Here is a 22,540-nt window from a genome sequence, read left to right on the forward strand (position 1 = left end):
TGTCTGAACTCAGGCCAGCGCGTGCACGCGCTCCATCGTGCCGCCGTCGTACAGCTTGCCGAAACGGTTCGCGAGGAACGCCTTCAGCGACACCTTCTCCTGCGGGATGAAACCGTTCTGCGGCAGCTTCTTCTCGCGGAACAGGTCCAGCACCGCGCACATCGCACCGGCCGTCGTGATCTGGATCGCGCTCATATGCATCCCGCACACGTCCTTCGCGAAGATCTTTCGCGTGAACACGTCCTGCACCAGCTGGCCGTCCTTCACGCCCGTCACCGTGACGAACACGAGCACGACGTCCTGCTTGGTCGACGGCACCGCGCGGCGCATGATCGACTTCAGCGTGTCGCGGTCGGTCGACAGGCGCAGGTCCTCGAGCAGGAACTGCACGAGGTCGCGGTGGCCCGGGTAGCGCACCGACTTGTAGTCGAGCGTCTCGACCTTGCCCGACAGCGTCTCGCACAGCGTGCCGAGGCCGCCGGACGTGTTGAACGCTTCGTATTCGGTGCCGTCGAGCGAGAAGTGCTCGAGGCCTTCGAGCGGCTGCACCCACTGCTTGCGGCCGTCGCGGATCGCTTCGCACGGCTGGCAGTATTCGTTGATCAGGCCGTCGACGCTCCACGTCAGGTTGTACTTCAGCGCGTTGGTCGGGTACTCGGGCAGCGCGCCGACGCGCATCTTCACGTCGCGCACCTCGCTGAAGCCGTTCACGAGTTCGTGCGCGGCGATGCCGATGAAGCCCGGCGCGAGGCCGCACTGCGGCATGAACGCGCGATCGGAACCGTCGGCCAGCTCGCGGATCGCGTGCGTCGCGCGCACGTCCTCGGTCAGGTCGAAGTAATGGACGCCCGCGGCCTTCGCGGCGGCGGCGACGTTGACCGCGAGGTAGTACGGCAGCGCGTTGACGAGCGCATCGAAGCCCTTGACCGCTTCGCGGATCGCATTCGCGTCGGCCGAATCCACACGCTGCGTCGCGATGCCTTCGCGCGACAGCTTCGCGAGCGCATCCGCGTCGCGATCGAACGCGACGACTTCGTAGTCGCCGGTTTCACGCAGCATGTGAGCAATGGTGTGGCCGATCAGACCTGCGCCGACGATGGCGATTTTCATGCGCTTATCTCCTGATGATGGGTTGTGTTGTGTACGGCGTTGAGCCATGCACACAGTCTAGGGATGCGCAAAATCAGTTCCAAGACGAAGAATGATGCGAAACGACCGGCATCTTCGACGTTATGACGTTGCATTTCGTCGATTCGTCGAAACATGCCGTTTCAGCCGCGCCGCCCGCGCTATGGAAGGCCTAAGTTTCCCGCTTCAGACTGGCTGCCGATCACCCGACTTCCAAGGAGGCATCGGCATGCAATCCCCATCCGTCCATCACGCGTCGCACTGGCTGAACAAGGTGCCCGACGTCACCCTGTCGTTCTGGATCATCAAGATCATGTCGACCACGGTCGGCGAAACCGGCGCGGACTTTCTCGCGGTCAACGCGGGCCTCGGCCAGGCCGTCACGCGCATCGCGATGGCGTCGCTGCTCGCGATCGCGCTGTGGCTGCAATTGCGCACGCGCCGCTACGTGCCGTGGGTCTACTGGCTCACGGTCGTGCTGGTCAGCATCGTCGGCACGCAGATCACCGACCTGCTCACCGACGGCCTGAACGTCAGCCTCTATGTCAGCACCAGCGTGTTCGCGGTCGCGCTCGCCGCGATCTTCTTCGTCTGGCATCGCGTCGAGGGCACGCTGTCGATCGACGCGATCGTCACGCCGCGGCGCGAGCTGTTCTACTGGTCGGCGATCCTCTGCACGTTCGCGCTCGGCACCGCCGCGGGCGATCTCGCGACCGAAGCGCTCGGCCTCGGCTTCTCGGTCGGCGCGCTGTGCTTCGGCGCGCTGATCGCGGCCGTGTTCGCGATGTGGCGGCTCGGCGTCGACGCGGTCCTCGCGTTCTGGATCGCGTACATCCTCACGCGGCCGTTCGGCGCGTCGCTCGGCGACCTGCTCACGCAGGCCCGCACGTACGGCGGGCTCGGCATCGGCGCCGCGTGGACGAGCCTGCTGTTCCTGACCGTGATCGGGCTGCTCGTCGCCGCCGCGCAATTCGGCGTCGGCCAGCGCACGCCGGCCGACGCCGCCGAATGAATCTCAACCGTTTCCGTTCATCGACTCGAGGACACATCATGCGCATTCCGGACTCCCTTTCCCGTCTCGCCCTCGCCGCGGCCGCGGTCGCCGCGCTGAGCGTCGCCGCCGGCTGTTCGAAGCATCACGACGCGAATGCGTCGACCCCGGCGCCCGCGCCGGCCGCGTCGTCGTCCGCCCCCGCCGCCGCAACGAAGCTCGGCGACCTGTCGGCGTTCCGCACGATCGCCGCCGACGTGAGCGCGCGGGTCGGCCAGGGTGACCTGCCCAGCGCGAAAACCCGCATCAAGGACCTCGAGATCGCATGGGACTCGGCCGAGGCCGGCCTGAAGCCGCGCGCGGCCGACGACTGGCATGTGGTCGACAAGGCGATCGACCGCGCGCTCGCCGCGCTGCGCGCCGATCACCCGACCCAGGCCGATTCGGCCGCCGCGCTGAAGGACCTGCTCGCGGCCTTCGACCGGTTCGGCGGCAAGTAACCCCGCCCGGGCCGCGCGGCGCATGACGCACGTGACGCGCGGCCGGGAATCGCATACGCTGGCGGCGTTTGGGCGGCACGGAGAGCACGCATGCGAATACTGCTGGTCGAAGACGACCCGATGATCGGCGACGCGGTCCATGCCGCGCTGAAGGACGCATCGTATGCGACCGATTGGGTGACGGACGGCGCGCGCGCGTTGACCGCGTTCGCGGCGCAGCGCTACGACCTGATCCTGCTCGACCTCGGCCTGCCCGGCCGCGACGGCCTCGACGTGCTGGCCGGCATCCGTGCGCAGGACGCCACCGCGCCGCTGATCGTCGTCACCGCGCGCGACGGGCTCGACGACCGCCTGCGCGGCCTCGACGGCGGCGCCGACGACTACATCGTGAAGCCGTTCGAGATGGCCGAGCTGCTCGCGCGGATCCGCGTCGCGATCCGCCGCCAGGCCGGCTCGGCCGCGCCGGTGTTGAGCAACGGCACCGTGTCGCTCGACCCGGCGACGCGCGAAGCCGCCGTCGACGGAGGGGCGCCGGTGCAGTTGTCGAATCGCGAGTTCTCGCTGCTGCGCGCGCTGCTGGTTCGCCCCGGCGCGATCCTGTCGCGGCGCGAACTCGAGGACCGCCTTTACGGCTGGGGCGAGGAAGTCGAGAGCAATGCGGTCGAATTCCTGATCCATTCGCTGCGCCGCAAGCTCGGCAGCACCGTCATCAAGAACGTCAGGGGCGTGGGATGGATGGTTTCAAGAAGCGCCTGAGCGAGTCGATCCGGTTTCGCCTGTCGGCGGCGCTGTCGGTCGCGATCCTGGTCGTCGCGACGGTCGCGGCCGCGTTCGCGTTCTCGTCGGCGTTCGACGAAGCCCACGAACTGCAGGACGACGTGCTGCGCGAAGTCGCGACGCTGCTCGACCGTCAGCGCGCGCCAGCGCCGCCCGCCACCGGCGCCGCGCACGCACGCGAAAGCGACGAGCTGTCGCGCGTGATCGTGCAGCCGCTCGGCGGCGATGCGCGGCCGGCCGCCGGCGGCGAGCCGCGGCTCGCGCTTCCGGCCGCGCTCGCCGACGGACTGCATACGCTCGATGCCGACGGCAAGCCGTATCGCGTGATGGTCCATACGCTCGCCAACGGCGAGCGCATCGCGGTCGCGCAGGAAGCCGGCATGCGCGACGACGTCGCGCGCGAAAGCGCGTGGCGCACCGCGCTGCCGCTGCTGATCCTCGTGCCGATCCTGCTGCTGCTCGTCGCCGATCTCGTACGCAAGCTGTTCCGCCCCGTCGCGGCGCTGTCGGCCGGGATCGATGCGCGCGACGAGCACGACCTGCGCCCGGTGCCGGCCGGGCATGTGCCGGCCGAGGTGCGGCCGTTCGTCGTCGCGATCAACCGGATGCTGGAACGCGTCGCGCAGTCGGTCGACGCGCAGCGCCGCTTCGTCGCCGACGCCGCGCACGAATTGCGCTCGCCGCTCACGGCCATGTCGCTGCAGGCCGAGCGGCTCGCCGATACCGACCTGCCGGCCGACGCGCGCGACCGCCTCGCGGCGCTGCGCGGCGGGCTCGAGCGCAGCCGCAACCTGATCGAGCAGCTGCTTGCGCTCGCCCGGGTGCAGAACGCGCCGGCGACGGCACACGGCCCCGTGTCCGTGCATGCGGTCTATCGCCGCGTGCTGGAAGACCTGATTCCGCTCGCCGAAGCGAAGGCGCTCGACCTCGGCGTCGAGGAAGGTCCTGACGCCGACGCATGCGTCGACGCAATCGAGCTGGCGTCGCTGGTCAAGAACCTCGTCGACAACGCGATCCGCTATACGCCGCGCGGCGGCCGCGTCGACCTGTCGACGCAGGCGACGGCGTCGCACGTGGTCCTGACGGTCACGGATACCGGGCCCGGCATTGCGCCACACGAGCGCGAGCGTGTCTTCGATCCGTTCTACCGGGTGCCCGGCAACGAACAGATCGGCTCGGGGCTTGGCCTGTCGATCGTGAAAACGATCGCCGACCGGCTGGGCGCCGACGTCACGCTCGCCTACGCGGACGAACGGCAATGCCGCGGGCTGCGCGTGTCGCTGCGGATTCCGCACGACCAGCCGCCGGGCGCGGCGCCGGACGACGAGCACCCAACCCGCTGACCGCGCACGTCACCCGCCGATCGTGCCGCGGTCGATCTTGCGCGACAGGATGATCGACGTCGTCGTGCGCTCGACGCCTTCGAGCGCGCCGATCTGGTCGAGCAGGTCGTTGAGCCGCTCCGGCGAATCGGCGCGCAGCCACGCGACGTAGTCGTATTCGCCGCTCACCGCGCACAGCAGCTGCACTTCGGGCATCCGGTCGAGCTTGCGCAGCACGTCCTTGCCGTATTTCGGCGCGAGGATGATGCCGACGTACGCGTAGATGCTCGCGTCGAGCACATCCTGCCCGAGCCGCACGCTATAGCCCGCGATCACGTTGGTCCGCTCGAGCCGCGCGATGCGCGCGACGACCGTCGTGCGCGCGACGTCGAGCTGGCGCGCGAGATCCGCGACGCTCGCGCGCGCATCGGCTTGCAGCAGTGCGACGAGTTGCCGGTCGAGGTCGTCGAGTTGGTCGAGACGAGGTGGACGCATGAGGCTTGAGGCACGCGAGCGAGCGCGATTCGGATGGAAAGGTGACGGGATGATAGCGCCGAACGCCCGCCTGCCCAACCGGCGCGTGCATCGGCGACGGCGGGCAGCCCCGCCGAATGGAATGGTTACGCAACGATATCGATTCGTATCGGATGTAAGCAAGTGTCGCATTGGCTGAACGCCCGGCGCGCGGCGTGCTACTAATATGCTGCGACGCGGAACCCGCGTGCGCCGCAGAAGCGCCCGCGCCCGCTCGCACGACACTACCCGGAGAGCCACCATGAAGAAGATTTCGCTCACCCTCGCTGCGCTCGCGCTGGCGACCAGCGCATTCGCGCAAACGCCGGCGCAACCACAGGCGCCAGCGCAGCCGGCCGCCGCGCCGGCATCGGCCCCGGCCGCCGCCCGCCACGAAACGCGCCTCGAGGAACGCATCACGTACCTGCACAACCAGCTGAAGATCACGCCGGCGCAGGAGCCACAGTGGAAGGCCTTCGCCGACACGATGCGCGCGAACGGCGAAACGATGGGCCGCCTGTACCGTCAGCGGATGGAAAGCCGCAACGCATCCGCGATCGACGACATGAAGCAATACGCGGAACTCGCGCAGGCCAACGCGGACGGCGCGAAGAAGCTGGCCGACGCGTTCGCGCCGCTCTACGCGAGCTTCCCGGCCGACCAGAAGGCGCTGGCCGACACGACGTTCCGCAGCTGGCTGCAGCACGGCGGCGAGCCGCGCGGCAAGGCCAAGGCGGCGCCCGGCGCGGCCGCAAACGCGCCCGCGAAGCCCTGACGCGTCACGCGCAGCCGCCCCGCCGTTGCCGGCCGGGCGGGCTGCGCCGCTTCCTCCGGCGACCGGCGCCGATTTCACAGCGCGCCGATTTCGGGATAAGCTCCACGCTTTTCCCGCATTTCTTCGCCATGCTCGAACTCAAGCAACTCGATCTCAGCACCGATCCGCAGGCCCGGCGCGTCGTCAAGGACGAGACCGTCGCGGTCGCCTTCGCGGCCGCGGACGGCGAACTGATGAGCCTCGAAGGCCCGAACCGCTACGTGGCCGGCGATGCGCTGATCACCGGCTCGACCGGCGACCGCTGGGTCGTGTCGCGTGCGCGCTTCGACGCGAAATACCTGCCGGCCGATCCGGCGCTCGCGCACGGCGAGCCCGGCGCGTACCGGAACCGGCCGGCGGTCGTGCTCGCGAAGCGCATGGACGAGCCGTTCACGATCGCGCGTTCCGCGGACGGCGACACGCTGCGCGGCGTCGCGGGCGACTGGGTGATGCAGTACGCGCCCGGCGATTACGGCGTCGTGCAGGCGCAGCGCTTCGCGCAGGTCTACCGCGACGCCGGCTGACGGCTCAGCGCGCCGGCGACGCCGCTCCGCTCACGCGAACTCGTCGTCGAGCGCAATCTCCGCATCGCGCGACACCGCTTCGCCCGCCGCGTGACGCTCTTCGAGCGAACCCAGCATCGCTTCCACATACGCATGCAGCACCGCATGGCTGCGCGCGCGCTGCATCGGCTTCATCGCCAGATAGCGCGCGAGCGCGGCGGGCGCGATGCGCACGTCGAGCGTCATCCGTTTCGGCGTCGCGCCGAAGCGCATCGCGAGCCAGTGCACGGACAGGAAGCGGCCGCGTTCGTCGCGGCTTTCGACGAAACGGGTCTGCTCCGGGAACAGCTCGCAGATCACGCGCGCGAATGCATCGAATTCCGCGCTTTCGCATTCGATCAGATAGTCATCCATCTCTCGCCTCCCGTCAGGCCGCCGCGCGCGCCGGCCGGCAGAACTTCACCAGCACGCCGATCAGCAGCGCGGCCAGCATGAAATGCCACGCCTCGGTCCATGCGGCCGGCAGGATACGGACCTGATAGAGCATCCCCGGCACGTACGCGAGCGCATGCAGCGCGATCGCGAGCGGCAGCACGCCGCGCCGGCCGGCGCGCATGCCCCGCCACATCAGCAGCGACAGCGCGACCTGCAGCGCGAACGCCGCGATGCGCTCGAGCAGCAGCATCGCGATCGCCGGCGCCGACAGCGTCGCCAGCATCACGTGCAGGCGCAGCACGGCATCGCCCGGCAGCCCCGCGAGCTGTGCGTCGAGCTGGCCGTGATTCGCGAGCCAGGCGAGATAGGCCCACTGCCCCCAGACGATCACGCCGATGAACCACGCTTCCGCGCCGCCGTGGCCGAGCCCGTAGCCGATCGCACGGCCGTCGCCGGCCGCCGCGCCGTAGCGGCGGCTCAGGAAGCGCATCCCGAGATAGCGTCCCGCCTCCTCGAACACGCCGGCCGTGAGCGCGCCGTACGCGACGAACGCGAGCGGTTGCGTCAGCCAGCCGCCGGCGGACGCCTGGCTCAGCACGACGCCATGAAACGCGCGTTCGGCGACCATCGCGAACAGCGTGAACGCGGCGACGCCGACGATGCCGTCGCGCCGGTCGAGCGACAGCGGCTTGCGCAGGATGCGGTAGAGGACGAGCGGCAGCAGTGCGAGGATCAGCGTGGCGGCGATCAGCAACGCCAGCGTGAAGGGGGCGACAGTCATGTGAATCCTTGTTCGGGGCAGCGCACCTGACGCGCTGCGTGCCCCGAATGATACTCAGCTTGCGGTCGACGCGCGCGCGATCAGCTCGCCGGGCAGCAGCGCGACGCGCGCGTCGCCCGCCGCGCCGTCGATCCGCTCGTGGACGAATTCGACCGCCTTGTAGCCGATTTCGTAGGTTGGCTGACGAATCGTCGTGATGCCGATCAGCTCCGCCCACTCCGGATCGTCGATCGACACCAGCGCCGCCTGGGTCTGCCATGCGGAGCCGAAGCGCGCGCGCAGATGCCGCGCGAGCGCGAGCGCGACCGGCGCGTTCGCCGCGAACAGCGCCGCGCGGGTGCCCCGCTGCGCGGCCGCGTCGATCCGCGCATCGACCTCGGCGAGCGCGGCGGCGACGGCCTCGGGCGCATTCAGGTCGAGCACGACGGTCGGCGGCACCGGCCGGCCGTGCGCGACAAGCGCCGCACGGAATGCCGCCTCGCGCAGGCGCCGCGAGCTGACCCGCTCGAACGGCTGCACGACGAAGTGGATGGCATCGAAGCCGCGCTCGATCAGGTGCCGCACGCCCATCTCGACCGCGTCGCCGTTGTCGAGGCCGATCAGGTCGGCCTCGAAGCCCTCGACCGTCCGGTCGACCAGCACCGCCGGAATCCCGCCGCCGCGCAGCGGGCGCAGCACGTCCTCCTCGGCGCCGAGCGCGTTGACGATCAGCCCTTCGACGCGATACGTGGTGAGCAGCTGCAGGAAGCGGCGCTCCATCTCGACCTCGTTCGCCGCATGGCAGATGAGCGGCATGTAGCCGAGCGCGTGGCACGCGGCCTCGACGCCCAGCAGCACCTCGACGGTATAGGGATTGGTCAGGTCGGCGGCCAGCATGCCGAGCAGCCGGTTGCGGCCGCGCTTGAGGCCGCGCGCCATCTGGTTCGGCCGGTAGTTCAGCCGCGCGATAGCCGCCTCGATCCGCTGGCGCAGATCCGCGGACAGCACATGGGTCTCGCCGTTCAGATAGCGCGAGACGCTGGTCTTGCCGGTACCGGCCTCGCGGGCGACGTCGCTGATCGTCGCGGGACGCTGGCTGGTGGGGTGCGATTCGGTCACTGTCGTGCCTCGCGACGTGCGATCCGCTCTGCGACGTACGCGGGCGGATGTTTGTTGTTCGAAATGAAAGCCAACTGACGGACTCTCCTGTCGTCCTGTCGATCAGCGTCAGCGCTTTAGCGCTAACGCCGATCCCATGCTTCGCGGTCGATCGGAGCGAGCGCTTTGGCGCTTGCTCCGGTCCGATGCTTCGCAGTCGCCCGAAGCGGGTGGCAACGACTCCGGCTTCGATGCGACGAGCGGGCGATCATAACGCAGCCGACTGCCCGACACCAAGTCCGTCGACTCTAACCCATCGACGCGAAAAAAGCCCGTCGTACCCGGCCCCTCCCGGCCGCGTCCGCACGCTCAGCCGGCGCGCGCCTGGGTCAACGCGTCCGGATTGACCAGATTGACGCGCAGCGTGCCGGCCAGCGCGCCGACCAGGTTCTCCGCCGCGCAGCGCGCCATCGCGTGCCGCGTTTCGTGCGTCGCCGAGCCGATGTGCGGCAGCGCGACGACGTTCTTCATCCGCAGCAGCGGCGAATCGGCCGCGAGCGGCTCCCGCTCGAACACGTCGAGGCCCGCGCCGCGGATCGTGCCCGCGCGCAGCGCGTCGATCAGCGCCGCCTCGTCGACGACCGGCCCGCGCGACGCATTGATCAGGATTGCACCGCGCTTCATCTTCGCGAGTTCGGCCGCGCCGATCAGGTGGCGCGTCTCGTCCGACAGCGGCACCTGCAGGCACACGAAATCCGACTCGGCGAGCAGTTCGTCGAGCGTCACGCGGCGCGCGCCGTACTGCGCCTCGGCATCCGGCTGGACGGAGCGGTTCGTGTACAGCACCCGCATCCGGAAGCCGAGCGCCGCGCGGCGCGCGACTGCCGCGCCGATCCGTCCGAGCCCGACGATCCCGATCGTCTTGCCCTGCACGTCGGTGCCGTACAGGTCCGGGCCGATGCTGTGCCGCCAATGGCCGGCCTTCACCCACTCGGCCAGTTCGACGACGCGCCGGGCCGACGCGAGGATCAGCGAGAACACCGTGTCGGCGGTCGACTCGGTCAGCACGTCAGGCGTGTGCGCGAGCACGATGCCGCGCCGGGTCAGGTCCGTGACGTCGAAGTTGTCGTAGCCGACCGAGATCGTCGACCAGGCCTTCAGCCGCGGCGCACGCTCGAGCATCGGCGGCGGGATCTTCAGGCTCGCGCCGATCGCGCCGTCCGCGTCGCCGAGCGCTGCGGCGAGCGCGTCGGCCCCGTCGACCTGCACGACGTCGGCATGTTCGCGCAGGTACGCGAGGACGTCATCGGGCAGCGGCTTGTAGGCGACGATACGAGGCTTCATTGAGGCATTTTTCCTTGCAGCGGCGCGCCGAGCGGCTGTGCCTCGCGCGCCTGGGGTTTGACGGACAGCGTGAGGATCACCGCGGCGACCAGCGCGGCGCTCATGAACGCGTACGAGGCGACGGGCGAGCCGGTCGCGCCGTTCAGGTAGCCGACGAAATACGAGCCGACGAACGAACCGAGCGCGCCCATGCTGTTGATCAGCGCCATCGCGCCGCCCGCGACGTTCTTCGGCAGCAGCTCCGGCACGATCGCGAAAAACGGGCCGTACGGCGCGTACATCGCGGCGCCGGCGACCACGAGCAGCGCATACGAGATCCAGAAGTGCGTCGAGCCGAGCGCGTACGATGCGGCGAACGCGGCCGCGCCGATCAGCAGGAACGGCCACACGAAGCCGCGGCGCGAGCCGAGCTTGTCGGACGCCCACGACGCCGCGAGCATCGCGATCGTCGCCGCCAGGTACGGCAGCGCGGACAGCCAGCCGGTCGCGACCATCCCGAGCGCGGAACCGTTCTTGACGATCGACGGCAGCCACAGCACGAAGCCGTACACGCCGATGCTCCAGCAGAAGTACTGCGCGCACAGCTTGATCACGGCCGGCGAGCGGAATGCCTCGCCGTAGTTGCGCATCGGCTTGATCGCCGCCTGCTCGGCCGCGAGCGCCGCGTCGAGATCGCGCTTTTCCTGGTCGGTGAGCCAGGTCGACTGCGCGGGCTTGTCCTGCACGAGGAACCACCAGCACACGGCCCAGATGATCGCCGGCACGCCTTCGGCGATGAACATGTGGCGCCAGCCGAATTCGTGGACGAGATAGCCCGACACCACCGACATCCACAGCACCGTGACCGGGTTGCCGAGGATCAGGAACGTGTTCGCGCGCGAGCGTTCGCTCTTCGTGAACCAGTTGCTGATGTAGATCAGCATCGCCGGCATCACCGCCGCCTCGACGACGCCGAGCGCGAAGCGGATCGCCATCAGCGACGGGATGTTGCTGACGACGCCCGTGAGCGCCGCGCAGGCGCCCCACAGCACGAGGCTCCAGAACACCAGCGTCTTGACGCTGCGGCGTTCCGCGTAGATCGCGCCCGGGATCTGGAAGAAGAAGTAGCCGAGGAAGAACAGCGCGCCGATCAGCGACGACAGGCCCTTGCTGATGCCGAGATCCTGGTTGATGCCGGCCGCCGCCGCGAACCCGTAGTTCGCACGGTCGAGATAGGCGAGGCTGTAGGTGATGAAGATGATCGGCATGATCATCCACCAGCGTCGGGCGGCGAGATTGGCAGTCATGGATATGTCTCCTAAGTCGACCTGAGTGAGCGCTCCAGCGCTTTGTCGACCGGAACGGGTGCTTCAGCACCGGTTCCAGCCCCATGCTTCGCACCCAGGTCCCGTGCAAAGCGACGAAATAGCCCGCGATTGTGCCGTGCCCGGCATCTTATTGCGCGGCGAAGGTTTCCTCTACGCGATCGGCCGGATTGCTGACGTTTTCGAGACAGTCGAGCTGCTCGCGGGTCGGCAGGCCTTCCGAGTCGCCGATCACCTGGATCGCCAGCGCGCCGATCCGGTTGCCGCGCGCGACCGCGTGCTCGACGCTCCGGCCTTCGAGCAGCGCGCTCACGACGCCGACCGCGAAGCCGTCGCCCGCGCCGACCGTGTCGACGACGTTCTCGACGCACACCCCGTCGACCGTGCCTTCGCGGCCGTCGGCGGTCAGATAGTACGCGCCTTGTTTGCCCAGCTTGATCACGACGCCGCGCGCGCCCTGCGCGAGATAGAAGCGCGCGATGTCGGCCGGCGCGTCGCGTCCGGTCAATTGCCGCCCTTCCGCGAGGCCCGGCAGCACCCAGTCGGCGAGTGCCGCGAGCGCGTTCAGCGTGTTCGCCATCGCTTCGGCGGACGGCCAAAGCGTCGGGCGCAGGTTCGGATCGAACGAGATCGTCTTGCCGGCCGCGCGCATTTCGCGGGCCAGGTGGAACGCGAGCTCGCACGACGTGGCGGAAATCGCCGGCGCGACACCCGTCAGGTGCAGGTGGCGCGCGCCGAGCACGTAGTCGGCCACGTAGTCTTCGCACGACAGGTGGCTCGCCGCCGAGCCCTTGCGGAAATACTCGACGGTCGGATCGCTGCCGTCGTCGTTGCGCGACTTCAGCTGGAAGCCGGTCGGATAGCGGTCGTCGACCGTCACGCACGACGCGTCGATGCGTTCGCGCGCGAGCGTGTCGAGCACGTAGCCGCCGAACGAGTCGCGGCCGACCCGGCTCACGTAGCCCACATGGAAACCGAGGCGGGACAGGCCGATCGCGACGTTCAGGTCGGCGCCCGCGATCCGCTTCGTGAATTGCGACGCGTGCGTGAGGTGGCCGGTCTCGGCGGCGACGAACATCGCCATCGCTTCGCCGTAGGTGACGACATCGAGTGGTTGGTGCATCAGTGAATTCCTCCGGATCCTTCGCGCTTCAAGCGACTTCAAGCGGCTTCGAGCCAGGCGACGCGCCGGCGGGCATCGCGCCCCAAGTCGGCGGCGTCGAACGGAAACTCGATGCCGCGCGGCGCGTGCCGCGGCAGCGCCGCCAGCACGGCGGTGACGAGCGGGTCGTGCTGCGCCGGCGCGACCGCGAAACGGCGTGCGCCCTCGCCTTCGACGGCCTTGCAATGAATGTATTCGACGTGCGGCGCGAGCGCATCCGCGCAGGCGAGCGGCGCTTCGCCGGGCCATTGCCAGTTGCCGATGTCGAAGGTCATGCCGAGCGCGCGCGGCGCGCCGGCCGCGTCGAGCGCGGCGAACAGGTCGCGGAACTGCGCGAGCGAGCCGCCGACCGGCAGTTGACCGTTTTCGACGACGACCCGGGCGCGCGCATCCCGCGACAGCGCGACAATGTCGGCCGCGTGCGCGTTGCCGGCAAAGCCGCCGAGCTGGAATTTCACGAAGCGCGCGCCAAGCGCGTCGGCTTCGGCGAGCGTGTCGCGCAACGCGTCGGCGTCGAGCGCGCCTGCGTCGGTATACAAGTTGGCGGGCGTCGAATAGACCGACCACAAGCCGTGCGCCGCGACGTGCGCGCCGAGCGCGGCCAGCGCGTCATGCGCCGCGTCCGCATCGGACGCGAACAGCTCGCGCCGCACCTCGAACCCGGCCGCGCCCGCCTGCGCGGCGGTCTCGACGAATGCCCGGTGGCCCTCCTGTCGCACCCGGTCCATGCCGAATGCGCTCGCCACGATCACGATGTCTGCCATGTTGCCCTTTTATCACCGGAATGGAACCGGTTCCATTTGCGTGAGACGGATGGTGCGCCTCGTGCGGGGGGCACGCCATAGAGGAAATCCCTAGGAATTGCCCCGTGCGCGCATCACATGCCGTTTTGCGCAAGGCACAGCGCCAGGAACTGCGCCGCGACCCGCGACGGCGCGCCGCCGTGCGGCACAAGGATCGAGAAATGGCGCGTGAGCGGCGCGGGCGCGAACGAGCGCATCACGAGCGCGGCATCGTCATGCCGCAGCGACATCGCCGACACGAAGCCGACGCCCATCCCCGCCCGCACCGCCTCCTTCACGGCCTCGACGCCGGCGATCTCGAGCGCGACCCGCATCGGCGCGCCCGCGTGCGCGAATGCGCGCTCGACGAGCTGCCGCACGCCCGAGCCCTCCTCGCGCAGCACCAGCGGATGCGCGGCCAGCGCATCGAGCGTCGCGCCGCCCGCGTGCGCGGGCGCGGCCAGCGGATGCCCGGCGGGCACGATCGCGACGATCTCGTCCTCGTGCCACGCATGCACGGCCGTGCCGGGCGGCAGGGCCTCGCCCGGCGGGCCTTCGATCAGCGCGATGTCGAGCGACGGCAGCGCGGCGACCACTTCGGACGTGTTGCCGCTCATCGTCTGGATCGCGACGCGCGGCGCCGTCGGCTGGAACGCGGCGATCAGGTACGGCAGCAGGTAGCTCGCGGGCGTCGTGCTCGCGCCGATCCGCAGCGTGCCGGCGTCGAGCCCGCGCACCGCGTCGCGAAACGCGCGCGCCTGCGCGAACGTGTCGCGCAGCGCGTTCGCGTACTGCGCGAGCTGCTCGCCGGCCGGCGTCAGCCGGATGCCGCGGCCGTCGCGCTGGTACAGCGGCTCGCCGAACTCGTCCTGCAGCAGGCGCAGCTGGCCGGACACCGCGGGCTGCGACAGATGCAGCGCCAACGCGGCGCGGCTGATGTTCAGATGCTCGGCGACGGCCGCGAACGTTATCAGTTGATCCGGGGTCATGGAGATGAATTATCGGTTTTCCAGATAGTTTATGTCACAAATCACAATTTTTCATATCGATATAACCAAACTAGGATTAGGGCATTGAAATGACGATCCGATCCGGGTTCCATCATGTCTACCGCTCCGACTCCCCATCTCAGCCACGCCGCGCCGTCGATGCGCGGCCAATTGAACGGCATCCTGTTCGTCGCGCTGTTCGCCGCGGCCGTGACGAGCCTGTCCGAACTGCCCGCGATCGCCGGGCTCGGCCTCTCCCCGCTGATCGTCGGCATCGTCGCAGGCGCCTTGTACGGCAATGCGCTGCGCGACGGCATGCCGGCCAGCTGGGCGGCCGGCGTCAACTTCTCGGCCCGCAAGCTGTTGCGCATCGCGGTCGCGTTCTTCGGGCTGCGCGTGAGCCTGCAGGAAATCGCGCAGGTCGGCCTGCCGGGCCTGACCGTGTCGGTGCTGGTCGTCGTCAGCACGCTCGTGATCGGCACCTGGGCCGGCATGAAGCTGATGAAGCTCGACCGCGATTCCGCGCTGCTGACCGCCGCCGGCAGCGCGATCTGCGGCGCGGCCGCGGTGCTCGCGTTCGAATCCACGCTGCAGTCGAAGCCGCACCAGAGCGCGATGGCGGTCGGCAGCGTCGTGCTGTTCGGCACGCTGTCGATGTTCGTGTACCCGCTCGCGTATCACGCCGGGCTGCTGAACCTCGATCCGGCCGGCCTCGGCCTGTTCTTCGGCGGCACGATCCACGAGGTCGCGCAGGTGGTCGGCGCGGCGAGCGACGTCAGCCCGCAGGTCGCGCACATCGCGACGATCGTCAAGATGACCCGCGTGATGCTGCTCGTGCCGGTGCTGCTCGCGCTCGGCTGGTGGCTCGCCCGCTCGGCGAACGCATCGGCCAACGCAGCCGCCGACGGCGCGCACGGCAAGCGCAGGATCGCGGTGCCGTGGTTCGCGCTCGGCTTCCTCGGCTTCGTGATCGTCAACTCGCTGAACGTGCTGCCGGCCGAGCTCACCCACACGCTCAACGTGCTCGACACGTTCGCGCTGACGATGGCGATGACGGCGCTCGGCATCGAGACCCGCGTGTCGCAGATCCGCGAAGCCGGCCCCCGCGCGTTGACGACCGGCCTGATCCTGTACGTGTGGCTGATCGCCGGCGGCTACGGCATCACCTGGGCGGTCCAGCGTTGGCTCGGCTGAGCCGCCCGCCCGTTTCGCCTCGCGCGCCGCGCCCGCCGGGAAGGTCCCGCGGGCGCGGCGCAGTGCTATGCTTCGCGTCGTTTTCCACGGTCTTCGCTCAGTCGTGCTTTCTTTCCTGCTGAAGCTGCGCACCCGCGCCCAAACGCTGTTCCGCCTGTCGGACGCCCATACGATGCTGATCTGGTCGGTGATCGTCGGGATCGGCGGCGCGTTCGCGACGATCGCGTTCCGCGAAGGCATCGAGCTGGTGCAGCGGGTGGTGTCGGGCAGCAGCGGCAGCTTCGTCGAAATGGCGAAACGCCTGCCGTGGTACGTGCGCTTCTGGCTCCCCGCCGCGGGTGGCTTCCTCGCCGGCTGCGTGCTGCTGCTCGCGACCCGCGGCGACACGAAAACGCGCAAGACCGACTACATGGAGGCGGTCGCGCTCGGCAACGGCGTCGTGCCGGTGCGGCAAAGCCTGTGGCGCAGCGTGTCGTCGCTGCTGACGATCGGCACCGGCGGCTCGATCGGCCGCGAAGGCCCGATGGTGCAGCTCGCCGCGCTCGCCGCGTCGCTCGTCGGCCGCTTCGCGCACTTCGACCCGCCGCGGCTGCGCCTGCTCGTCGCGTGCGGCGCGGCGGCCGGCATCACGTCCGCGTACAACGCGCCGATCGCCGGCGCGTTCTTCGTGTCGGAGATCGTGCTCGGCGCGATCGCGATGGAGAGCTTCGGCCCGATGGTGGTCGCATCGGTCGTCGCGAACATCGTGATGCGCGAATTCGCCGGCTACCGGCCGCCATACGAGATGCCGGTGTTCCCGGCCGTCGCGGGCCCCGAGGTGCTGCTGTTCGTCGTGCTCGGCCTGCTGTGCGGGGTGCTCGCGCCGCAGTTCCTGCACCTGCTCGACGCGTCGAAGAACCAGTTCAAGCGGCTGCCCGCGCCGCTGCCGGTGCGGCTCGCGATCGGCGGCCTGATCGTCGGCGTGATCTCGGTGTGGATTCCGGACGTCTGGGGCAACGGCTACAGCGTCGTGAACCAGATCCTGCATTCGCCATGGACCTGGCAGGCGCTCGTCGCGGTGCTGGTGTTCAAGGTGCTCGCGACGGCGGCCACCGCCGGCTCCGGCGCGATCGGCGGGGTCTTCACGCCCACGCTGTTCGTCGGCGCGGTGCTCGGCTCGCTGTTCGGGCTCGGCATGCAGGCACTGTGGCCGGGACACACATCCGCGTACTTCGCATACGCGATGGTCGGGATGGGCGCGTTCATGGCGGGCGCGACGCAGGCGCCGCTGATGGCGATCCTGATGATCTTCGAGATGACGCTCAGCTACCAGGTCGTGCTGCCGCTGATGGTGTCGTGCGTCGTCGCGTATTTCGTCGCGCGCGCAACCGGCACGACGTCGATGTACGAGATCACGCTGCGCCACCACCAGGACGCGCAGGAACGCCTGCGGATCCGGACGACGCAGATGCGCGAGCTGATCCAGCCCGCGCAGACGGTCGTGCCGCTGACCGCGAGCGTCGCCGACATGACGCGCGTGTTCCTCGAATACCCGGTGAAATACCTGTACGTGACCGACGACGCGGGGTGCTTTCGCGGCGCGGTCGCGCTGAAGGACATCACGTGCGACCTGCTCGACAAGCGCGACACGGCCGACAAGACGGCCGCGCACTACGCGCACACGCCGTTTCCGCTCCTCACGCCCGACATGCCGCTCGGCACCGCGCTCGAGCTGTTCATGGGCTTCCAGGGCGAGCGGCTGCCGGTGATCGAGAGCACGGCGGAGCCGACGCTCGCGGGCGTCGTCTACAAGACGTCGCTGCTCGACGCGTACCGGCGGATGACGGGCGAGCGCTGATTCAGTCCGGCGCGCGCCCCAGCACCGCCCACGAGAAGAACCCCGCGAGCACGGCCTCGGCCGCCTCGGCCGACACCTGCTGCGGATCGGCCGTGTAGTACGACTGCACGCCGTCGCACAGGCTCATCAGCCCGAGCGCGAGCGTCTCGGCCGGCAGCCGCAGCGGCGTGCCCGAATGCTCCGCGAACGCGCGGATGATGTCGGCCATCCGCGCGCGCGATTCCTGCAGGAACTGGTTGAACCGCGCGCGGAACTTCGCGTCGCGCGCCGCCTGCAGCTTCGCCTCGACCCAGAGCAGGTAGCACCGGTCGTCGATATGCATCCGCCGGTAGTAGGCGAGCGCGGTCGCTTCCATTTCTTCGCGCGTGCCGCCGCCTTCAAAAATCTGCCGCAAATCCCCCTGCACGGACGCATGGTCCCGCTCGAGCAGCTCGAGCAGCAGCTCCGCCTTGCCGCGGAAATTCGAGTAGAACGCGCCGCGCGTATAGCCGGCCGCCGCGGCGATGTCCTCGACGCTCGCGGCGACATAGCCTTTCTTCAGAAAAATCGACTGTGCAGCGTTCAGCAGACGCTCGCGCGTCTGGTCCTTGCTCTGTTCCCGGGTCAAGCGCTTTGGTTTCATGGCGCGAAGTCTAGCACCAACCGGCTTTCAGATTCATCTTTGCATTCAGATACAGCACTGTATTAGAATTCGAAACAGTATCCGAAATATCTTGTCCGCGCGCATCGTGCCGCGCCGCTCGGGGCAAGCGCCCGCCGCTTGCCGGTTTCGCTCCGTTGTTACCGCCTCTGGGGGTTTCGTGAATTGCTCCGGTTCCCGTGCTGCGCTGCTGATCGGCGCCGCACTCGTCGTCGCCGCCTGTCATCCGAAAGAATCCGCACCGCCCGCTCCCCGCCCCGTCGTCACCCAGCCGGCCCGCGCCGACGGCGCCGCGGTGTCGCGCATGCTGCCCGGCGAGATCCAGCCGCGCTACGCGACGCCGCTGTCGTTCCGCATCGCCGGCAAGATCGTCGAGCGCAAGGTGCGGCTCGGCGACACCGTGAAGGCCGGCCAGGTCGTCGCGCTGCTCGATCCGTCCGACGTCGAGAAGAACGCCGCGAGCGCGCAGGCGCAGCTCGACGCCGCGGCGCACCGCCTCGCGTACGCGAAGCAGCAGCTCGAGCGCGACCGCGCGCAGGCCCGCGAGAACCTGATCGCGACCGCGCAGCTCGAGCAGACCGAGGACGCCTACACATCGGCGCTCGCGCAGCGCGACCAGGCGCAGCAGCAGCTCGCGCTCGCGAACAACCAGCTGCGCTACGCGACGCTCGTCGCCGACCACGCGGGCACCATCACCGCCGAACAGGCCGACACGGGCCAGAACGTGTCCGCCGGGCAGCCCGTCTACCAACTGGCGTGGGCGGGCGACGTCGACGTCGTCAGCGACGTCCCCGAAGCGGCGCTCGCGTCGCTCGCGCCCGGTCATGCGGCGAACGTCACGCTGCCGTCGCTGCCGGGCCGGCAGTTCGCCGCGAAGGTGCGCGAAATCGCGCCCGCCGCCGATCCGCAAAGCCGCACCTACCGCGTGAAGCTGGCGCTCGAGCGACCCGATCCGGTCATCCGCCTGGGCATGACCGCCGACGTCGCGTTCGACGGCCTGACGGCCGGCCGCGACGCCGGGACCATCACGCTGCCCGCGACCGCGCTGTTCCACGACGGCCAGCATCCGGCCGTGTGGGTCGTGCGCACGAAGGACGACATGCTGGAGCTGCGCCGCGTCGACGTCGCGCGCTTCAACGAGCGCACCGTGACCGTGTCGCACGGGCTGCAGCCGGGCGAGCGCGTCGTGCTGCAGGGCGTGCACACGGTCAGCGCGGGCGAGAAGGTCCGCGCGATCGCGCCGCTGCACCCGGAGGACTTCGCGTCATGAGCGCGTTTCGCGAAGAAAGCCGCTTCAACCTGTCCGCGTGGGCGCTGCGCCACCAGGCGCTGGTCGTCTACCTGATCGTGCTGGCGACGGTCGCGGGCATCCTCGCGTACACGCGCCTCGCCCAATCCGAAGACCCGCCGTTCACGTTCCGCGTGATGGTGATCCGCACGTTCTGGCCGGGCGCGACCGCGCGCCAGGTGCAGGAGCAGGTCACCGACCGGATCGGCCGCAAGCTGCAGGAAACCCCGGCGATCGACTTCCTGCGCAGCTACTCGCGCCCCGGCGAATCGCTGATCTTCTTCACGATGAAGGACTCGGCGAGCGTGAAGGACGTGCCCGAGACCTGGTACCAGATCCGCAAGAAGGTCGGCGACATCGGGTACACGCTGCCGCCAGGCGTGCAGGGCCCGTTCTTCAACGACGAGTTCGGCGACGTCTACACCAACATCTACACGCTCGAGGGCGACGGGTTCTCGCCCGCGCAGCTGCACGACTATGCGGACCAGCTGCGCACGGTGCTGCTGCGCGTGCCGGGCGTCGCCAAGGTCGACTATTTCGGCGATCCTGACCAGCGGATCTTCATCGAGGTCAACAACGCGCAGCTCACGCGTCTCGGTATTTCGCCGCAGCAGCTCGGCCAGGCGCTCAACGCGCAGAACAGCGTGGCGTCGGCCGGCGTGCTGACGACCGCCGACGACCGCGTGTTCATCCGGCCGAGCGGCCAGTACGACAACGTCGCCGCGCTCGCCGACACGCTCCTGCGCATCAATGGCCGCACGTTCCGGCTCGGCGACCTCGCGACGGTGAAGCGCGGCTACGACGATCCGCCCGTCACGCAGATGCGCAGCGCTGACGCAGGACCGAACGGCAAAGGCGCGGAAAGCAAAGCCGTCGTCGGCAAGGCCGTGCTCGGCATCGGCATCACGATGCGGCCGGGCGGCGACGTGATCCGGCTCGGCAAGGCGCTCGACGCGACGTCGAAGGAACTGCAGGCGCAACTGCCCGCCGGCCTCAAGCTGACCGAGGTGTCGAGCATGCCGGACGCGGTGTCGCGCTCGGTCGACGACTTCCTCGAGGCGGTCGCCGAAGCGGTCGCGATCGTGCTGGTCGTGAGCCTCGTGTCGCTCGGCCTGCGCACCGGGATGGTCGTCGTGATCTCGATTCCGGTCGTGCTCGCGGTCACCGCCCTCTTCATGTACCTGTTCGACATCGGCCTGCACAAGGTGTCGCTCGGCACGCTGGTGCTCGCGCTCGGCCTGCTCGTCGACGACGCGATCATCGCGGTCGAGATGATGGCCGTGAAGCTCGAGCAGGGCTACAGCCGCGCGCGCGCCGCCGCGTTCGCGTACACCAGCACCGCGTTCCCGATGCTGACGGGCACGCTCGTCACGGTGTCGGGCTTCTTGCCGATCGCGCTCGCGAAGTCGAGCACCGGCGAATACACGCGCTCGATCTTCGAGGTGTCGGCGATCGCGCTGATCGCGTCGTGGTTCGCGGCCGTCGTGCTGATCCCGCTGCTCGGCTTCCACATGCTGCCGGAGCGCAAGAAGCACGAGCACGAAGCGCACTTGCCGGACGACCATGAGCACGACATCTACGACACACGCTTCTACACGCGGCTGCGCGGCTGGATCCACTGGTGCATCGAGCGGCGCTTCGTCGTGCTGGCGATCACGGGCGCCCTCTTCGTCGTGTCGCTGATGGGATTCTCGCTCGTGCCGCAGCAGTTCTTCCCGAGCTCCGACCGGCCCGAGCTGCTCGTTGACCTGCGCCTGCCCGAAGGCGCGTCGTTCGCGGCGACGCTGCGCGAAACCGAGCGTCTCGAGCAGACGATCGCCGGTCGCCCCGAGATCGACCACGCGGTCAATTTCGTCGGCAGCGGCGCGCCGCGCTTCTACCTGCCGCTCGACCAGCAGCTGCAGTTGCCGAACTTCGCGCAGTTCGTGATCACCGCGAAATCGGTCGAGGATCGCGAAAAGCTCGCGCGCTGGCTCGAAACCACGCTGCGCGAGCGGTTTCCGGCGGTGCGCTGGCGGCTGTCGCGGCTCGAGAACGGGCCGCCGGTCGGCTATCCGGTGCAGTTCCGCGTCAGCGGCGACACCATCGCGACCGTGCGCGGCATCGCCGAGAAGGTCGCGGCGACGATGCGCGGCGACGCGCGCACGGTGAACGTGCAGTTCGACTGGGACGAGCCCGCCGAGCGCTCGGTGCGCTTCGAGCTCGACCAGAAGAAGGCGCGCGAGCTGAACGTCACGTCGCAGGACGTGTCGAGCTTCCTCGCGATGACGCTGTCGGGCACGACCGTCACGCAATACCGCGAGCGCGACAAGCTGATCGCGGTCGACCTGCGCGCGCCGCGGGCCGACCGCGTCGATCCGGCGAAGCTCGCGGGCCTCGCGCTGCCGACGCCGAACGGCCCGGTGCCGCTCGGCTCGCTCGGCCGCTTCACGCCGTCGCTCGAATACGGCGTGATCTGGGAGCGCGACCGCCAGCCGACCATCACCGTGCAGTCGGACGTGCGCGCCGGCGCCCAGGGCATCGACGTCACGCACGCGATCGACGGCAAGCTGAATGCGCTGCGCGCGCAGTTGCCGGTCGGCTACCGGATCGACATCGGCGGCTCGGTCGAGGAAAGCGCGAAAGCGCAGAAGTCGATCAACGCGCAGATGCCGCTGATGGCGATCGCCGTGCTCACGCTGCTGATGATCCAGCTGCAGAGCTTCTCGCGCGTGCTGATGGTCGTGCTGACCGCGCCGCTCGGCCTGATCGGCGTGGTGTCGACGCTGCTGCTGTTCGGCCAGCCGTTCGGCTTCGTCGCGATGCTCGGCGTGATCGCGATGTTCGGGATCATCATGCGCAACTCGGTGATCCTCGTCGACCAGATCGAGCAGGACATCGCGGCCGGCCACGGGCGCTTCGACGCGATCGTCGGCGCGACCGTGCGGCGCTTCCGGCCGATCACGCTGACGGCCGCCGCCGCGGTGCTCGCGCTGATCCCGCTGCTGCGCTCGAACTTCTTCGGGCCGATGGCGACCGCGCTGATGGGCGGCATCACGAGCGCGACCGTGCTGACCCTGTTCTACCTGCCGGCGCTGTACGCCGCGTGGTTCCGCGTGAAGAACGACGAGCACGATGTGCCGGGCAGCACGCCGCCCGCCGCGCCGTCGGGAGCCTGAC

The 22,540-nt window shown here is 69.4% G+C and carries 21 protein-coding genes; 10 read left to right on the forward strand and 11 right to left on the reverse strand.

Features of this window, described 5'->3' with window-relative positions:
* Window positions 1-9: 9 nt before the first annotated feature.
* On the reverse strand, window positions 10-1,110 hold the full coding sequence (locus B7P44_RS09310; protein ID WP_084903167.1) for a saccharopine dehydrogenase family protein: 1,101 nt from the start codon (window positions 1,108-1,110) through the stop codon (window positions 10-12).
* A 247-nt stretch (window positions 1,111-1,357) separates the two neighbouring features.
* On the opposite strand from B7P44_RS09310, the gene B7P44_RS09315 reads away from it, so the two are divergent.
* The 4 genes from B7P44_RS09315 to B7P44_RS09330 all read left to right on the forward strand — a co-directional run bounded on the left by B7P44_RS09315 (window position 1,358) and on the right by B7P44_RS09330 (window position 4,739).
* The gene (locus B7P44_RS09315) at window positions 1,358-2,140 is read left to right on the forward strand and encodes a COG4705 family protein (RefSeq protein WP_084903170.1); all 783 of its coding nucleotides are present in this window, start codon (window positions 1,358-1,360) and stop codon (window positions 2,138-2,140) included.
* A gap of 38 nt (window positions 2,141-2,178) precedes the next feature.
* Window positions 2,179-2,619: a hypothetical protein gene (locus B7P44_RS09320; protein WP_084903171.1), complete on the forward strand. Its 441-nt coding sequence runs from the start codon at window positions 2,179-2,181 to the stop codon at window positions 2,617-2,619.
* A gap of 90 nt (window positions 2,620-2,709) precedes the next feature.
* On the forward strand, window positions 2,710-3,375 hold the full coding sequence (locus tag B7P44_RS09325) for a response regulator transcription factor (protein WP_084903174.1): 666 nt from the start codon (window positions 2,710-2,712) through the stop codon (window positions 3,373-3,375).
* The gene (locus B7P44_RS09330) at window positions 3,351-4,739 is read left to right on the forward strand and encodes a sensor histidine kinase (protein ID WP_084903177.1); all 1,389 of its coding nucleotides are present in this window, start codon (window positions 3,351-3,353) and stop codon (window positions 4,737-4,739) included. The genes B7P44_RS09325 and B7P44_RS09330 overlap by 25 nt, the downstream gene beginning before the upstream one ends.
* 9 nt (window positions 4,740-4,748) lie before the next feature.
* Here the strand turns inward: B7P44_RS09330 and B7P44_RS09335 are convergent, their stop codons facing one another.
* Window positions 4,749-5,213, reverse strand: a complete 465-nt coding sequence (locus B7P44_RS09335) for an Lrp/AsnC family transcriptional regulator (protein WP_059611760.1) — start codon at window positions 5,211-5,213, stop codon at window positions 4,749-4,751.
* Between the two features lie 280 nt (window positions 5,214-5,493).
* Here B7P44_RS09335 and B7P44_RS09340 point away from each other — a divergent pair, with 280 nt between their 5' ends.
* Window positions 5,494-6,006 (forward strand): Spy/CpxP family protein refolding chaperone, encoded by a 513-nt coding sequence (locus B7P44_RS09340; protein WP_084903179.1) that lies wholly within the window; start codon window positions 5,494-5,496, stop codon window positions 6,004-6,006.
* A gap of 128 nt (window positions 6,007-6,134) precedes the next feature.
* Window positions 6,135-6,569 (forward strand): PGDYG domain-containing protein, encoded by a 435-nt coding sequence (locus B7P44_RS09345; protein WP_084903181.1) that lies wholly within the window; start codon window positions 6,135-6,137, stop codon window positions 6,567-6,569.
* A 30-nt stretch (window positions 6,570-6,599) separates the two neighbouring features.
* Here B7P44_RS09345 and B7P44_RS09350 read toward each other — a convergent pair whose 3' ends face one another.
* The 8 genes from B7P44_RS09350 to B7P44_RS09385 form a co-directional block, all read right to left on the reverse strand.
* On the reverse strand, window positions 6,600-6,962 hold the full coding sequence (locus B7P44_RS09350) for a DUF3022 domain-containing protein (protein ID WP_084903183.1): 363 nt from the start codon (window positions 6,960-6,962) through the stop codon (window positions 6,600-6,602).
* A 13-nt stretch (window positions 6,963-6,975) separates the two neighbouring features.
* Window positions 6,976-7,764, reverse strand: coding sequence for a YhfC family intramembrane metalloprotease (locus tag B7P44_RS09355; RefSeq protein ID WP_084903186.1), 789 nt, complete (start codon window positions 7,762-7,764; stop codon window positions 6,976-6,978).
* A 54-nt stretch (window positions 7,765-7,818) separates the two neighbouring features.
* The gene (locus tag B7P44_RS09360) at window positions 7,819-8,862 is read right to left on the reverse strand and encodes a LacI family DNA-binding transcriptional regulator (protein ID WP_084903188.1); all 1,044 of its coding nucleotides are present in this window, start codon (window positions 8,860-8,862) and stop codon (window positions 7,819-7,821) included.
* 348 nt (window positions 8,863-9,210) lie between these two features.
* Entirely contained in the window at window positions 9,211-10,185 is a 975-nt protein-coding gene (locus B7P44_RS09365; protein ID WP_084903191.1) for an NAD(P)-dependent oxidoreductase, read from the reverse strand.
* Window positions 10,182-11,471: an MFS transporter gene (locus B7P44_RS09370; RefSeq protein WP_084903193.1), complete on the reverse strand. Its 1,290-nt coding sequence runs from the start codon at window positions 11,469-11,471 to the stop codon at window positions 10,182-10,184. Before B7P44_RS09370 ends, B7P44_RS09365 begins: the two co-directional genes overlap by 4 nt.
* Window positions 11,472-11,619: 148 nt before the next feature.
* Window positions 11,620-12,612 carry a sugar kinase gene (locus B7P44_RS09375; RefSeq protein ID WP_084903195.1) on the reverse strand — a complete coding sequence of 331 codons (993 nt, stop codon included), beginning with the start codon at window positions 12,610-12,612 and terminating at the stop codon, window positions 11,620-11,622.
* A 38-nt stretch (window positions 12,613-12,650) separates the two neighbouring features.
* On the reverse strand, window positions 12,651-13,415 hold the full coding sequence (locus B7P44_RS09380; RefSeq protein ID WP_084903197.1) for a sugar phosphate isomerase/epimerase family protein: 765 nt from the start codon (window positions 13,413-13,415) through the stop codon (window positions 12,651-12,653).
* A gap of 113 nt (window positions 13,416-13,528) precedes the next feature.
* Window positions 13,529-14,422: a LysR family transcriptional regulator gene (locus B7P44_RS09385; RefSeq protein ID WP_084903200.1), complete on the reverse strand. Its 894-nt coding sequence runs from the start codon at window positions 14,420-14,422 to the stop codon at window positions 13,529-13,531.
* Between the two features lie 114 nt (window positions 14,423-14,536).
* On the opposite strand from B7P44_RS09385, the gene B7P44_RS09390 reads away from it, so the two are divergent.
* Both B7P44_RS09390 and B7P44_RS09400 read left to right on the forward strand, forming a co-directional pair.
* Window positions 14,537-15,616 carry a YeiH family protein gene (locus B7P44_RS09390; RefSeq protein ID WP_084903202.1) on the forward strand — a complete coding sequence of 360 codons (1,080 nt, stop codon included), beginning with the start codon at window positions 14,537-14,539 and terminating at the stop codon, window positions 15,614-15,616.
* Between the two features lie 103 nt (window positions 15,617-15,719).
* Window positions 15,720-17,453 (forward strand): ClcB-like voltage-gated chloride channel protein, encoded by a 1,734-nt coding sequence (locus B7P44_RS09400; protein ID WP_205128698.1) that lies wholly within the window; start codon window positions 15,720-15,722, stop codon window positions 17,451-17,453.
* Window position 17,454: 1 nt separating this feature from the next.
* On the opposite strand, the gene B7P44_RS09405 is transcribed toward B7P44_RS09400, so the two are convergent.
* A complete protein-coding gene (locus B7P44_RS09405) occupies window positions 17,455-18,075 on the reverse strand; it encodes a TetR/AcrR family transcriptional regulator (protein ID WP_084903209.1) in 621 nt (206 codons plus the stop codon).
* 178 nt (window positions 18,076-18,253) lie between these two features.
* On the opposite strand from B7P44_RS09405, the gene B7P44_RS09410 reads away from it, so the two are divergent.
* Both B7P44_RS09410 and B7P44_RS09415 read left to right on the forward strand, forming a co-directional pair.
* Window positions 18,254-19,363 (forward strand): efflux RND transporter periplasmic adaptor subunit, encoded by a 1,110-nt coding sequence (locus B7P44_RS09410; protein WP_084903211.1) that lies wholly within the window; start codon window positions 18,254-18,256, stop codon window positions 19,361-19,363.
* Window positions 19,360-22,539, forward strand: a complete 3,180-nt coding sequence (locus B7P44_RS09415; protein ID WP_084903214.1) for an efflux RND transporter permease subunit — start codon at window positions 19,360-19,362, stop codon at window positions 22,537-22,539. The genes B7P44_RS09410 and B7P44_RS09415 overlap by 4 nt, the downstream gene beginning before the upstream one ends.
* The last annotated feature ends 1 nt before the right edge of the window (window position 22,540 follow it).

The sequence above is a fragment of the Burkholderia ubonensis subsp. mesacidophila genome, from assembly GCF_002097715.1.
Taxonomy (GTDB): domain Bacteria; phylum Pseudomonadota; class Gammaproteobacteria; order Burkholderiales; family Burkholderiaceae; genus Burkholderia; species Burkholderia mesacidophila.

Coding starts and splice junctions, on each gene's coding strand:
- B7P44_RS09310 (WP_084903167.1), bottom strand. CDS start 1,110: ATGAAAATCGCCATCGTCGGCGCAGGTCTGATCGGCCACACCATTGCT.
- B7P44_RS09315 (WP_084903170.1), top strand. CDS start 1,358: ATGCAATCCCCATCCGTCCATCACGCGTCGCACTGGCTGAACAAGGTG.
- B7P44_RS09320 (WP_084903171.1), top strand. CDS start 2,179: ATGCGCATTCCGGACTCCCTTTCCCGTCTCGCCCTCGCCGCGGCCGCG.
- B7P44_RS09325 (WP_084903174.1), top strand. CDS start 2,710: ATGCGAATACTGCTGGTCGAAGACGACCCGATGATCGGCGACGCGGTC.
- B7P44_RS09330 (WP_084903177.1), top strand. CDS start 3,351: ATGGATGGTTTCAAGAAGCGCCTGAGCGAGTCGATCCGGTTTCGCCTG.
- B7P44_RS09335 (WP_059611760.1), bottom strand. CDS start 5,213: ATGCGTCCACCTCGTCTCGACCAACTCGACGACCTCGACCGGCAACTC.
- B7P44_RS09340 (WP_084903179.1), top strand. CDS start 5,494: ATGAAGAAGATTTCGCTCACCCTCGCTGCGCTCGCGCTGGCGACCAGC.
- B7P44_RS09345 (WP_084903181.1), top strand. CDS start 6,135: ATGCTCGAACTCAAGCAACTCGATCTCAGCACCGATCCGCAGGCCCGG.
- B7P44_RS09350 (WP_084903183.1), bottom strand. CDS start 6,962: ATGGATGACTATCTGATCGAATGCGAAAGCGCGGAATTCGATGCATTC.
- B7P44_RS09355 (WP_084903186.1), bottom strand. CDS start 7,764: ATGACTGTCGCCCCCTTCACGCTGGCGTTGCTGATCGCCGCCACGCTG.
- B7P44_RS09365 (WP_084903191.1), bottom strand. CDS start 10,185: ATGAAGCCTCGTATCGTCGCCTACAAGCCGCTGCCCGATGACGTCCTC.
- B7P44_RS09370 (WP_084903193.1), bottom strand. CDS start 11,471: ATGACTGCCAATCTCGCCGCCCGACGCTGGTGGATGATCATGCCGATC.
- B7P44_RS09375 (WP_084903195.1), bottom strand. CDS start 12,612: ATGCACCAACCACTCGATGTCGTCACCTACGGCGAAGCGATGGCGATG.
- B7P44_RS09380 (WP_084903197.1), bottom strand. CDS start 13,415: ATGGCAGACATCGTGATCGTGGCGAGCGCATTCGGCATGGACCGGGTG.
- B7P44_RS09385 (WP_084903200.1), bottom strand. CDS start 14,422: ATGACCCCGGATCAACTGATAACGTTCGCGGCCGTCGCCGAGCATCTG.
- B7P44_RS09390 (WP_084903202.1), top strand. CDS start 14,537: ATGTCTACCGCTCCGACTCCCCATCTCAGCCACGCCGCGCCGTCGATG.
- B7P44_RS09405 (WP_084903209.1), bottom strand. CDS start 18,075: ATGAAACCAAAGCGCTTGACCCGGGAACAGAGCAAGGACCAGACGCGC.
- B7P44_RS09415 (WP_084903214.1), top strand. CDS start 19,360: ATGAGCGCGTTTCGCGAAGAAAGCCGCTTCAACCTGTCCGCGTGGGCG.